The sequence below is a fragment of the Streptomyces sp. NBC_00236 genome (assembly GCF_036195045.1).
Taxonomy (GTDB): domain Bacteria; phylum Actinomycetota; class Actinomycetes; order Streptomycetales; family Streptomycetaceae; genus Streptomyces.
Genome location: NZ_CP108100.1, coordinates 7,063,123 through 7,075,957, shown reverse-complemented (window position 1 = coordinate 7,075,957; position 12,835 = coordinate 7,063,123). Strand labels below are relative to the sequence as shown.

The following is a 12,835-nucleotide window of genomic DNA, read 5'->3' as shown; positions in this document are numbered from 1 at the left end:
TAGAGGCCACCACTGACAACCGGACTCGGCACAGCGGACGACCAGACGGGCCCCGACGACCGCAGAGAAGAGAAACAGCAGGCAGGAGACGAGAGAAATCCAGATTCAGGATCATTTCCGATCCTCGCCTCCCACAGCCACTTGCGAACGTAATTTCGAATGCGAGTCAAAGGCTTTGCCTAGTCCACCCACTTCGACGCCCAGCGTCGCGGCCGGCGGACGAGCCTGCATCGGTCGCTCCTTCGAGCGAATGCAGCCCGAACAGCCCACCCCTTTCCGCTACCTCTGACAGCATCCGCCCCGTCAATGAAAGCCAGGCTCAAAGGTGGTCCCCTTGAAACGGCCGGTCAATGAGGGCCAGCTCTCGGTGCTGCAGTGGGTGGGAGCGGGATGTCCTGAGGACGTGTGGGAGACAAGCTCCTACAAGACCACCTGCCAGGCACTGCAGAACCGGGGCCTGGTCACGGTCTCCCGGAGAGGCGGGCAGTGGAGCGTCGTCCTGACGAGTGCAGGCCAGCACTACCTCGCCCACGGCACGTACCCTCCCCCGGGATCGCGCCCGCGCATGGCCCAGGCCACCGCTCCACAACGGCCGTCACCCCGGACACAGGACGCTCCGGCCGTCGAGCGAAAGCCAAGCCCTCCCAAGCAGAATCGCGTGACGTTCACGGAACAGCTGCTGCAGGAGCTCGCGGACGCCGGTGGCCGGATCATCAAGACCACCACCGGCCGGGACTCTGTGAACTGGCCGTCCCGGATCGCGGCCGCTCGCAGATCGACAAGGCTCCCGAAGACAAAGGAACTGCACGGAGGCTGGTGCCGTGACGGATACGAGATCAAGCTCGTCGACACCCCCGCCTGGCGCTTTGCCGTCCTCGCCCCTGTCCCTGTCCCCACCCGGCTCACTCGGCCGCACAGCGTGGTCCGGGCCATGCAAAACGAACCCCGATCGCTGGGCCTGACCAAGCCCGTCCAAGCACGTGCCCTACGGCTCATCCAGGCACTGATCACCGCCACCGAGTCCGAAAGACACGCCTGCTCGGTGGGACGGCCGGGCTCTGCATACCCGTCTCACCGCCGCCGCAATGCGTCTCCCCACTTCACCATCACCGCGCAAGGGCTCACGGTGGGGTTCGTCGTCCAGCAAGAACAGGACCGGACCGAGCATGTCTCGACCGAGAAGGAACTCGCCGAAGCCCGGAAGCACTCCTGGATCAGAATCCCCCGCTTCGACTACACCCCGTCCGAACGCCTCCGCTTGGTCCTGAGCGGCGGCCAGCCGCACCGGGCGAGCGAATGGGCCGACACCCCCGGCCGCCCCCTCGAAGAGCAGCTTGCCGAGATCGCCCAAGAAGTCACACTCCGCGGCGAAGCCGCTGAACGCCAACGCCAGGAGGAACTCGAGGCAGCACGCCAGAAGCGCCTCCGCTGGCAAGCCGCCATGGAGAAGGCCCGCGTCCAGTACGCCGAGACGTACCGCGTCAGGCACTTCGAGGCGCAGGAAGCGGCATGGCGCCACGCGACCCGACTGGCCGACTACGTGACCGCTATGCGCACGCGAGTCGCGACCATGCCCTCAGGCGAAACCAGAACCGAAGCCGAGGCATGGATCAACTGGGCAGAAGCCACCACAGAACGCCTCGACCCGCTGAACACGCCACTCCGGATGCCCCTCATCCCCGAACCACGAGCAGACGACCTGAAGCCGTTCCTCGGACACTGGAACCCCTACGGCCCCTGACACGAAACCCTCCTGGCGCCAGCCCCAGCCGAACGCGCCAGGCGTTCAAGTACGGCCGAACTCGCGGCGAAGCCCCACCAGAGCGCCCCAGTGGCGCCTCGCCCCACCCGGCTTCAGGCGAGGCCCCGCCTGGCCCATCAGCAAGTCCCTCGCCCTATCACCGATACCGTCACACACGCCCTGTCACGCGCCTGTCACCAACACCGTCAACGCACCTGGACCACCAAGTCCAAACCCGCGTGAACAGCGTCGAACTGGACCACGTGGACGCCACAAGACGCCATCTACCACCTGTGCCATGTGGCACCGAGGGATGTGCCCATGACGAGGACCGGGGCGTCTTCTGGCCCGTCAAAGCGGTATTGCAGGGGTTCAACGTTCTTCTCACTCACCCACTCACGCTCCCACATCTCACATTCACTCCGAGAGCGGGGGCGGGACACTCGCCAGTTCTCCCCACGTTGCCGCGGCCGGCCGTAGATCCTCCACATCCGGCTTCACGTACCAGCGCTTGGTCGTGCGGACGTCGGTGTGCCCGGCCCAGCGGGCAAGAAGATGGTCCGGCACTCCTTTGTTCGCCAGGTACGTGAAACAGCTCGCACGGGCGTCGTACAGACGGACCCGGCGCAGCGAATTCTCGGCCATGACCGTGTGTGCCCGCTCACGCAACTGGCGCCCGTTGAGTGCCCTGCCGAGCCCGTCCACGAGCACGTACCCGTTGTCCTCGTACCTCTCCCCCGCGTTGAGCTTCTCGGTGATCTGTGTGGCCTTGAAGTCGGCGAGGGCCTCGCCCACCAGGTCAGGCAGGGGGAGCTGACGCTCCCCGGCAAGGGACTTCGTGTCCTTTTCGACCACGACCTTGTTGCCCATCAGCGTCCGGGTCCGGTTGACGGTCAAGGTGGCCCTGCCCAGGTCGACGTCGCTCCAGCGCATGCCGCAGATCTCCGCCGGCCGCAAACCCATCAGGGACAGGAGGAAGGCGGCGTACAGACGGTCGTTCTTGACCGCATCCACGAAGGCGCGCACCTCCTGAAGGTTCCAGGGCGGGATCACGGTCTTCGCCCGCCGCTCCGCCTTCCGATGGTTGCGAGGGACCTTCACCTCCCTGGCGACGTTCACCTCGACAAGGCGCCGAGCAACCGCCCGGTCGAGCGCCTCCTTCAACCGCGCCAGCGACATCTCGACCGAGGCCACCGCCAGCCCCGTACCCGCCTTGCCACCTCGCACCCGCCCCTCACCAGCGCCCACTTCATCCAAGCCTCGACATCATCCTCGGCAAGGTCCTGGAGCCGGATATGCCCGAGCATTCCCCGAAGACGCCCCAGAGTCATGGTGTAGCTGTAGACGGTGCTCTCCTCCAGGTCCTCCGCCTTCCTGGCCAGCCATTCAACGAGCCGCTCGTCCAGTGTCCTGACATCGAACGGCGCAGTCGCTGGCTCGTATCGGCGGTGCGTGATGTGCGCGTACTCGGCCTTCGCCTCCCTCAGCGTCCCGAAAGTGCGGGTCACCTGCCGCCCGCTTCCCAGTCGAGGGATGAGCTCCTACGTCGACCACAAACCGGTACCGGACCTTCCCCTTCGCATCAGGGGAAAGCTTCTTGATCGGAACAGACACGACTTTGACCTTCCTTGAGGGCTCGGAACCGCTCGCACAGGTTGGGCAGAGCCGGAACCTCAGCAAGGTGCCACCGCGTGGAGACACCGTCTCCGCTGAACGTCACGGCGCTAGCCGCGCCGAACGCGAGCAACTCCCATGGTCGTCACGATCGCCGGTTTGGCTAACCGGCGTTCATGGTCTACATTCCGCACCGCCGCGTGCCGCAGAAGGCACGGGCTCGGACGGGTGACCGCCGCCATCTCCCGCAAGCTCGGCGACGAGCAGTGGCGCACCACCACCACCTACGACGGAGACCGCACCACCGTCGTCCCCCCGTCGGGCGGCACCGCCACGACCACCATCGTGGACGCGCTCGGGCGCACCACTGACCTCCTGGAGTACACAAACGCCGCGCGCACCACGTCGCAGAAGACGACGTACAGCTACGGCAAGTACGACCAGCCGGCCAAGGTCACCGACCCGTCCGGCAACGAGTGGACCTACACCTTCGACGGGCGTGGCCAGCAGATCAAGGCGGACGACCCGGACAAGGGCCCGGTCACCACCGGCTACGACAAGGCCGGCCGGGCAACCAGCAGCACCGACGAGCGCGGCACCACGCTGACCACGGTCTACGACAAGCTCGGCCGGCAGACCGAGCTGAAGCAGGGCAGCACCTCGCTGGCCAAGTGGACCTACGACACGCTCGCCAAGGGCCAACTGACCTCCAGCACCCGCTACACGGACGGCGCTGCCTACACCACCGCCACCGGCGGATTCACCGACCGCTACGAGCCCACCTCCACCACCGTCACCATCCCCTCAGGCGCAGGCAGCCTGGCAGGAAGCTACGGATGGACCTACGGCTACAACGCCGAAACCGGGCTCCTCGACTGGACCATGAACCCGGCGATCGGCGACGTCACCTCGGAACGAGTAACGGTCAACTACAACGGCGATGACCTGCCGATCCGCACCAGCCGAGCCGGCGCGACGCTCGTCTCCAACACCCTCTACGACGTGTTCTCCCGCCCGACGCGTACCGAGTTCGGCGTACTGGGCAAGCAGGTCTACCAGTCCCAGATCTACGACGAGTTCACCGGCCTCATGAACCGGCAGACCACCGACCGGGACCTGGCGCCGCAGCGCATCGACGACAGCACCTACAGCTACGACCCGGCAGGCAACGTCACCGGCATCACCACTGCCAGTGGCCAGGACACCGCCCGGACCGTCGACACCCAGTGCTTCAGCAATGACACGCTCGGGCGTCTGACCGAGGCGTGGACGGCGAAGACGGACTGCTCGGCGGCACCCTCGTCGACGACGGTGGGCGGCCCGGACACGTACTGGCAGACCTATGGCTACGACGCCCTGGGCAACCGCACCAAGCTCGTCGAGCACGGCACCGGAACCCAGGCAGGCACCGACGCCGCCACCACCTACACCCACCCCGCCGCCAAGACCGGCCTGCCCCACGCGGTCCAGGAAGCCACCGTCAGCGGCGGCGCGAACAACGGCCAGAAGTCGACCTTCACGTACGACGACGCGGGCAACACCACCAAGCGCGTCATCGGCTCCCGGATTCAGGACCTGACCTGGGACGCGGAAGGCCACCTCGTCACCCTCACCGAGAGCGGCAAGACCACCAGCTACCTCTACGACGCCGACGGCAACCGCCTGCTCGCCAAGAACGGCGACGGCACCAGCACCCTCACCCTGCCGAACGGCAACGAGATCACGCTGACCACCACCGGCACCAAAGCCGGAACCCGCTACTACCAGCACAACGGCAACAATGTCGCCGTCCGCACCAGCAAGGGAATCTCCTACCTCTTCACCGACCACCAGGGCACCTCGCTGACCGCGGTCTCCACCGCGACCCTGGACATCACCCGCCGCAAACAGGACCCCTTCGGCAAAATCCGCTCCGCAGGCAGCAGCGCATTCCCCGGAACCCAGGGATTCGTCGGCGGCACCATCGACCCCACCGGCCTCACCCACCTCGGCGCCCGCGAGTACGATCCCAACCTCGGCCGCTTCCTCTCCGTCGACCCCGTCATCGACCTCGACGACCCGGCCCAGATGAACGCCTACTCCTACGCCCACAACAACCCGGTCACCCAGTCCGACCCCTCCGGCCTGCGCCCCCTGGGCCCGACCGACGGCGGCACAACCGCCGACTACAGATGGGGCAACGACCGCGGCGTCACGGCTGAGTACACGTACAAGAGCGGCAAGTACGTCTGGACCCAGACGCCCAAGAAGGACAAACCTTCCCGCCAGAAGTACGCCGCGTACAAGGCCAACCCCACCCACTACATGATCGACGACGGCCACGCAAAAGCCCGCGCCAAACAGCAGGCCGAATACCGCGCGCAAGCCATTAAGGCAGCTAAAGCAAAGGCCGACGCAGAACGCCGAAAAAAGGATGGAATATTCGGCAATATCATGAAGGGGAACTTCGGCGCCGCCTGGGACAACACCAAGAACTCAACCGTTGGGCAGTGGGTTGGGGATCACTGGAGGGATATGGCGGACATCGCTGCTTTCGGAGCATGTTTCGTGTCGCTCGGGATATGTGCTCTTGCCGTTGCCGCAGCGATTACAGTAAAGGCTCTGGGTGACATCCACACCCACGGGCTGGATTCCGCCTCCAGCAATTTCAGTTACAACATGCAATGGGGTGCGATCGGTCTCGGAGTGGGAGCGTCAGTCGGCGGCGCCTGGCAAATGGGCGTTCGCTCCGGGAGGATAATAGTGCAGCTCCCTGCGGGGCGCCACGCAAGCGGCCGAGGTCGACACGGCTCCACACGTGACCCGCTGGTCAGAGGCGGCGAACTAGGGTTCGCGGGCGCAACTGGGCTCGGGGCATGTGCTGTTCCCTCCGTGGTGAACCCCGGATTCTGCTGATCTGAATAGGATTAGGATGAAAAATGCAGAATGAAGATGAGCAGGCCAGTTTCACTTTCGAGCGAATGGTCGAAGCAGGTGAAAGCCAAGCCCGCTATCGGGGCTTGGAGCAATCGACAATGCGTCGAGAGTCAGACGTTCGCCGGGTCATGTGGTGGCGGGTCAGAGGGCTGCAATACTCGAGCCATCTCATCCCCTTCCTCGGCACACTTGCCCTGAATGCTGCGGCGGTGATGGTGGGTTCTCGGAAGCCGGACAGCGTTCCATTCTGGATTTTCATTCTCCCGTTGATCACTGTCGTCTGGGCAGTGATCGCGGGGTTTGGCTGCAGGCGCGCGTGGCGGATGGCGCGCGTTGCCCGCCTGCAGCCAGCCATCCAAGTCAGATACGTTTTGCTTCACAGCTATGCGTCAGAGGCCCCGTGGCTCTTCTTCTTCCCTCAATCCGGAGGGGAAGAAGAGGGGCCAGTGGGGGCCCTGCCGCTACGGTACGGCCCCCTGCGTGACCGCCTTCGGGATCTACCAGAGCCCGTCGGAGTCGCAGCACTGACCGGGGAGATTAATGGCGCCTCCATTGTGGTTCCGTGGATCAACGGCCAACCAGTTTGGCCGGCAGCAGAATTTAAGGAGATCGACTTGAATGACCCCCAGAATGCGAGAATGGTCAGCGAAATGATTCGAGCGGAATAGGGCATTGTCTAGAGGGACGAGTGGGTGAGACCATAACGCTCACCCACCCATGCCGCGCATTCACGAGTGGACACATAAGGGAAGGGACGCCGATATTGAAAGGCCGCGAGGGCGAGATCCTGCATAGGATGCTGTTCAGGGTTCCGTCTTGGACCATCACCGTCGGCTTCGGAGTGGTAGCGGTTGGTCTGCTCGTCAGCCTCACTTACAGCCTCGAAGGTGGACCGATGTCAGGCGTGGCTGCCTGTCTCTTCACAATCGCGCTTGGTCGACGCGTCATGGGTTCGCGCATCACGCTCGGCCCATCCGTTGTGACGGTTGTCAATCCACTGGCCACCTACACGGTTCCGTACGACGCTATCGCCGAGGTGCGTGGTGGTGGCGGAGGAACGCTGTACCTGGTCACACGGACAGGTGACGAGATCTACTCCACCGGATACGGCGGATCGATCATCGACAACGTTGTGGGGTCTGCCGACCGCGCTGTCGCGCGCATCGATAAGCGAGTGAAACGAGGGCGGCGGGGTGCAGGAAAGGCCCCGGTGGCAAATACGTTCACGGTCTCCTGGAACTCGAAACTCGGCGGAGTGGCCCAAGGTATTCATTCGCGTCGCCTTCATTCTGACGCTGATGTGGATCCTGACCTTTGCGGCAGTTGGCATGAATTGGAGTTAGATCAAGTTATATCGGCTCCAGCTGGGCCATCCCATCGCGATGTCAACCGGACCGCCATTCCTGAGCAGATTCTGCATACTTTGCCTATCCCTACGCTGTGGCCCCAAGCGATCACGGTCCGCGCGAGCGTAGCTATCACGCGTCTCACGCCAACACCTGGGCCCAGGCACTCAGGGCGTTTCGCGGGAGTAGGAGGGGCGGCTGACGCCGGTGCCGTGGCGACTTCGAGCTGTCCCGCTGCGCGGCCTGGCGTGGGCGCCGGCAAGCGCCGCGAGGCGGTTGTCGAGCATGTACTCCTCCTTCCCCGCCAAGACCACATGCGGCCGCGGGATGTCCGGAGTGCGGGCCCCGCGAAGAGTAGGAAGCGAAGCGGAGCGGAAATTGCCGGGTCCCAGCATCATCAGGCGCGATCGGATCCAGCACTATGGGCGTCCTTGGGGGCCATCTGGGCCACCAACACCGATGGGCCACTGCTCCAACCTCGCAAACAGCGGGGTCATGGTCGACCAGGCGGCTGGAAAGATTTTCGAATCGCTGAGCTGACCCGAGTGTCATGTGTCAGGCCCCGAGGAGGGCGCAACACGCGAGCCGACCCCTTTTTAGAGGCGGCCACCCAGCCTCTCGTGGCTCCCATCCCACAGTTGTTTCTCCAACACCCGCTGAACAAACCGCTACTCCGCTACCTGGCCACCGACGGGCGGCTGACTCTGAAAGGCATCGTCATGCGACTCACCAAACGGCACCGCGCCGCTCTCACCGCGGCACTTCTCGGCACGGCGCTCGGCGTCACCCCGCTGACGACGGCCAACGCCGCCGCAGTCGCCATGACCCTCCATACCTCGGGCACCATCGACACGGTCGGTACCCCCGAGGACATCGACATCACCCTCACCACCCCGCCCAGCGCCGACAGCTTCGTCGAACTCAATCTCGACACTGCGAACGCAGCCCATCTGACCGTCACCGACGACACCGGGACCATCCTGGCCCACGAGCCCGTCTACACCGACGACTCCCTGGCCACCTTCCGCTTCGGCAAGGAGGACAGCGACCACGACGGCATACCCGGTGCCACCCTCGTTCCGAGTTCACTGCACGTCCAGGTCACCGCGGACGGATACGTGGGCGACGGTCTCAACATCAACGCCTACTACATCGACGGTGCCACCGGCAGCCGTATACCGATCAATCCCGCACACGCCAGCATCCACATCAAAAAGCCGAGCGTGATCCCGTACTGGCAGTCGCCTCGCTGGTACACAGTCGCAGCTGGAACAACAGAAGCTGCAGAGGTCCGTCTGGACACCCTGATGCAGCTGAGCACCCCGCCCCCTTCCACCCGGCTCCGGCTGCTGTTCACCGCCCAGCAGATCGCCAAGGCCGGCTACACCGCCGCACAGATGGCCCGCTACGTGCACGTTCAGCACTCCAGTGACGGAATCGCCTACAGCGCCCGCCCCTGGACCACCGGCGCCGACGGCTCCGTGTACCTGGAGATTTCCGAGCAGGTCTGGACGGCAGGCACCGTCAAGACCAGCGACTACCTCCGCTTCACCGCGGCCTGGGGCCTGCCCGCCGGACACCTCTCCGGCATCTTCCAGACCCTCGGCCCCGACGGAACCCAGCTCGGCAACCAGCCCCAAACCCTTGACTTCACGGCCGACCGGGCGGCGTTCTACGGCCGCGACAGCTCCGGAGTCCTCTGGCAGTACCAGGCCAGCACAACCACCGACCCCGCCCAATACACCCGGCGGGCGAAGGTCGGCGGCGGCTGGAACGTCTACAGCGCCCTCACCAAGCTCTCCACCCTCAAGGCAGACGGAACGGGTGATCTCGTCGCCCGCGACAAGGCCGGAATCCTCTGGCTCTACAAGGCCACCGGCGACATCAGCCGCCCCTTCGCCGCCCGCAGCAAGGTCGGCGGCGGCTGGAACACCTACAACCAGCTCACCGGGCCCGGCGATATCACCGGCGACCACAAGGCGGACCTGATCGCCCGCGACCGCGACGGCGTCCTCTGGCCCTACCGCGGCACCGACAGCACCAGCACCCCCTTCACCACACGCACCCGCATCGGCGCCGGGTGGAACGCCTACAACCAGCTCACCGGCGGAGCCGACCTCACCGGCGACCGCAAGGCTGACCTGCTCGCCCGCGACAGCGACGGAGTCCTCTGGCTCTACCGGGGCACCTCCAGCATCAAGTCCCCGTTCGCCTCCCGCATCCGCGTCGGCGCCGGCTGGAACACGTACACCCACCTCGTCAGCACCGGAGACACGACCGGCGACGGCAACAACGACCTGATCGCCACCGACCGCAGCGGCGCTCTATGGCTCTACCGGGGCACGTCCGAAATCAAATCGCCCTTCTCCGCCCGCACCCGCATCGGCAGCGGCTGGAACATCTACAACACACTCACCTGACCGTCGCCACCGCACGCACACCGGTCGGCGCTCGTGAGAAGCGCCGACCCTCAACGCAAGCCTGCATCAGGCCCTTTTGGCTTCGTAGATGACGGTTGACGCCACTTGATAGGTCAGTTCTGACTCCACCCGGTGGGTCGGGGTGCCGACTTTGCAGGCAAGAGACATGACTCCACAAAGCGGTCCGTGGCGGGTTGAGCCTGTGTCGGGTCACCACTGGGTGACGAGCGGCGTGTCCGGTCCGTGCTGCCGCCAGGCTTTCTCGATGCGGACGAGGCGGGAGGGGGCGGCGATGCCACGCACGGTTGCGATCTTGCCGCCTGCGATGTCGAACGTCACGGCGCCGATGACCCGGTCGCCGATCAGGAAGAGGATCGCGGGGGCGCCGTTGACGAGCGCGTAGTGGATGGCGGGCGTGCCGCCGGCAAGTCGCCGTTTCGCGGGTGTGAGTGTGAAACCGGCCCGCGCGATGGCGGCGATGCGCTGCGGAGTGTCGTACTGCAGCAGCGTCTTGGCCGTGCCGGCGGCGTTGGAGTCGGCGATCGCGGTCGCGTCGTTGGTGAGCAGCGCGACCAGGCGTTCGGTGCGGCCTGAGGAGGCGGCGGCGAGGAATTCCTCGACGATCCTGCGGGCAGATGCCGGGTCGGCTTCGCTGCCGATGGGGCGCGCGGCGGTGATGCGGTGCCGAGCCCGGTGGAGGTGCTGCTGGCTCGCGGATTCGGTGATGTCGAGGATCTCGGCCATCTCGGCGTGGCTGTGGGAGAACGCTTCGCGCAGGACGTAGACGGCCCGCTCGAGCGGTGAGAGGCGTTCCATGAGAGTCAGCACAGCCAGGGAGACCGATTCGCGCTGCTCGAAAGTGTCGGCCGGGCCGAGCATCGGGTCGCCGTCCAGGAGCGGTTCGGGCAGCCAGGCGCCGGCGGTGCGTTCGCGGCGTGCCTGTGCCGAGCGGAGCTGGTCGAGGCACAGGTTGGTGACGACCTTGGTCAGCCATGCTTCCGGCACCTTGATCAGCTGCCGGTCGGCGGCCTGCCAGCGCAGGAACGCGTCCTGCACGGCGTCTTCGGCGTCGGCGGCGGAGCCCAGCAGGCGGTACGCCAGCGAAGCCAGCCGGTTTCGGCTGGCCTCGAACCGGCTGGTGTCGAGGCGATCAGTGGTGGTGCTGTCCACGCGGACCCTCCTGGTCAGGCGGCTACGCGGCCGTCTTCTCGGCTGCCGCATCCGGTACGGCCACCAGGTGGCGCTTGAGCTTGGGCAGGCCGAAGGTCGGGTGCGAGGTGGTCCACAGCGACATCTTGAGGATGGCCGCCTTGATCCGCGCGGCCTTCCGGCCGCCCGCATACTTCGGCTTCGCCTTCCCTTCGTCATCGACCATCTGCAGGATCCCGTCCCGCCGCCCGAGGCTGATGTGGTTGCCCAGGTACTCCAGCTTGGTGTTCGGGATCTTGCGGCCGGTCAGGCGTCCCACGACCGCGGCCGTGGCCTGCATGCCGGTGTAGCCGGCCGAAGCGCAGGACATCGGCAGAGGCCGGCCGCTGTCGCTGATGGCGTAGGCACTGTCGCCGACGGCGTAGACGTTCGGGTGCGAGACAGACCGCATGGTGCGATCGACGACGATCCGACCGCTCTCGGTGACCTCCAGCCCGCTGGTAGTTGCGATGGAGCCGACCGCGAACCCTGCCGTCCACACGGTTGCGTCGGACGCCAGGGCAGTGCCGTCGGCGCACAGCACCCTCGTCGCTTCGACGGCTTCAACGCTGATGTGCTCCAGGACAGTGATGCCCAGCCGGTCGCAGGCCCGGCGCAGGTGGCTGCGGGCTCCAGCGGATAGCTGGGCGCCCAGCTCGCCGCGGGCGATCAGCGCCACCGACAGGCCGGGCCGGGATTCGGCGATCTCGGTGACGGTCTCGATGCCGGTCAACCCGTCGCCGACGACCAGCACACTCCCGCCCTCGTCCCGCCTGCTCAGGGTGTCCAGGCGCTCGCGCAGGCGCAGCGCCGCCGGACGACTGCCGACATCGAAGGCGTGCTCGGCCACTCCGGGGACGCCGCGGTCGGCGGCGCGACTGCCGAGCGCGTAGAGGAGTGTGTCGTAGCCAAGTTCGCCGCAGCCCTCGGCGTCGGCCACAGCGACGAGCTGGTGCTCGGGGTCGACGGCGGTGACACGGGCCAAGCGCAGCCGTATCCCTGTGCCCACAAAGACGTCGGCGAGCTGTGGAGCCTCGATCTCCTGGCCGGCCGCGAGCTGGTGCAGCCGCAGCCGCTGGACGAAGTCCGGCTCGGCGTTGACCACGGTGATCTCGGTGTCCGCCGGGGACAGCCGGCGGGCCAGGGTTCCGGCCACGTAGGCGCCGGCATAGCCGGCACCCAGGACGACGATGCGGTGTTTCATGTGCTGCTCCTGTCGGTTCGCTTGGCTCTCAGTGACTTGAGCGGAACAGCGCCCCGATTACTGACAGGAACTGCATGTGGGGTGCGTCACGTCGCGGCAGTGGCTGCCTTGCACCGCGAGTCGCGGATAGGAGTCAGGGGCCTACAGCAGAACGGTGCCTCCTCAACAGCCCGCGGCGACCGCCGCGGGCTGCTGTTCGGCGCGGGCGCCGATGGCCGCCTGGCGGTAGGAGTGAGTGCCGGTCTCGATGACGTCACCCGCCGCCACACGGGGATCTTGCATGCCAGATGCGTTACCTCTGTGGACCCGAAACAAAGCACCCACGCAAGGTTTGCTCACGCAGGCACCCTCGGCGTATTGAGCCGCTCTGCATTACCGCAACGTCGCGAGTCCGAGAACAGTCTCA

General features: G+C 66.0%; 8 protein-coding genes. 4 read left to right on the top strand and 4 right to left on the bottom strand.

From position 1 onward, the window contains the following. Nucleotides 1-658: 658 nt before the first annotated feature. The gene (locus OG446_RS31510) at nt 659-1,741 is read left to right on the top strand and encodes a hypothetical protein (protein WP_328897198.1); all 1,083 of its coding nucleotides are present in this window, start codon (nt 659-661) and stop codon (nt 1,739-1,741) included. Between the two features lie 417 nt (nt 1,742-2,158). Here the strand turns inward: OG446_RS31510 and OG446_RS31505 are convergent, their stop codons facing one another. Together OG446_RS31505 and OG446_RS31500 are read right to left on the bottom strand one after the other, a co-directional pair. Next, nucleotides 2,159-2,935 carry a site-specific integrase gene (locus tag OG446_RS31505; RefSeq protein WP_328897197.1) on the bottom strand — a complete coding sequence of 259 codons (777 nt, stop codon included), beginning with the start codon at nt 2,933-2,935 and terminating at the stop codon, nt 2,159-2,161. After that, nucleotides 2,902-3,249: a hypothetical protein gene (locus OG446_RS31500; RefSeq protein ID WP_328897196.1), complete on the bottom strand. Its 348-nt coding sequence runs from the start codon at nt 3,247-3,249 to the stop codon at nt 2,902-2,904. Before OG446_RS31500 ends, OG446_RS31505 begins: the two co-directional genes overlap by 34 nt. Before the next feature lie 244 nt (nt 3,250-3,493). Between OG446_RS31500 and OG446_RS31495 the strand changes: the two genes are divergently transcribed. The 3 genes from OG446_RS31495 (at nt 3,494) to OG446_RS31485 (ending at nt 10,037) form a co-directional block, all read left to right on the top strand. Continuing rightward, nucleotides 3,494-6,250, top strand: a complete 2,757-nt coding sequence (locus OG446_RS31495) for an RHS repeat-associated core domain-containing protein (protein ID WP_328897195.1) — start codon at nt 3,494-3,496, stop codon at nt 6,248-6,250. Between the two features lie 23 nt (nt 6,251-6,273). Continuing rightward, nucleotides 6,274-6,939, top strand: a complete 666-nt coding sequence (locus OG446_RS31490; RefSeq protein WP_328897194.1) for a hypothetical protein — start codon at nt 6,274-6,276, stop codon at nt 6,937-6,939. 1,397 nt (nt 6,940-8,336) lie between these two features. Then, complete coding sequence (locus OG446_RS31485) at nt 8,337-10,037, top strand: FG-GAP-like repeat-containing protein (RefSeq protein WP_328897193.1); 1,701 nt, start codon at nt 8,337-8,339, stop codon at nt 10,035-10,037. 210 nt (nt 10,038-10,247) lie between these two features. On the opposite strand, the gene OG446_RS31480 is transcribed toward OG446_RS31485, so the two are convergent. Both OG446_RS31480 and OG446_RS31475 read right to left on the bottom strand, forming a co-directional pair. Then, complete coding sequence (locus tag OG446_RS31480) at nt 10,248-11,207, bottom strand: sigma-70 family RNA polymerase sigma factor (protein WP_328897192.1); 960 nt, start codon at nt 11,205-11,207, stop codon at nt 10,248-10,250. A 22-nt stretch (nt 11,208-11,229) separates the two neighbouring features. Further along, on the bottom strand, nt 11,230-12,429 hold the full coding sequence (locus OG446_RS31475) for an NAD(P)/FAD-dependent oxidoreductase (protein ID WP_328897191.1): 1,200 nt from the start codon (nt 12,427-12,429) through the stop codon (nt 11,230-11,232). Nucleotides 12,430-12,835 lie beyond the last annotated feature (406 nt).

Excerpts from the sequence above, each read along its gene's own strand:
- OG446_RS31475 (WP_328897191.1), bottom strand. The coding sequence starts at position 12,429 with ATGAAACACCGCATCGTCGTCCTGGGTGCCGGCTATGCCGGCGCCTAC.
- OG446_RS31490 (WP_328897194.1), top strand. The coding sequence starts at position 6,274 with ATGCAGAATGAAGATGAGCAGGCCAGTTTCACTTTCGAGCGAATGGTC.
- OG446_RS31495 (WP_328897195.1), top strand. The coding sequence starts at position 3,494 with ATGGTCGTCACGATCGCCGGTTTGGCTAACCGGCGTTCATGGTCTACA.
- OG446_RS31485 (WP_328897193.1), top strand. The coding sequence starts at position 8,337 with ATGCGACTCACCAAACGGCACCGCGCCGCTCTCACCGCGGCACTTCTC.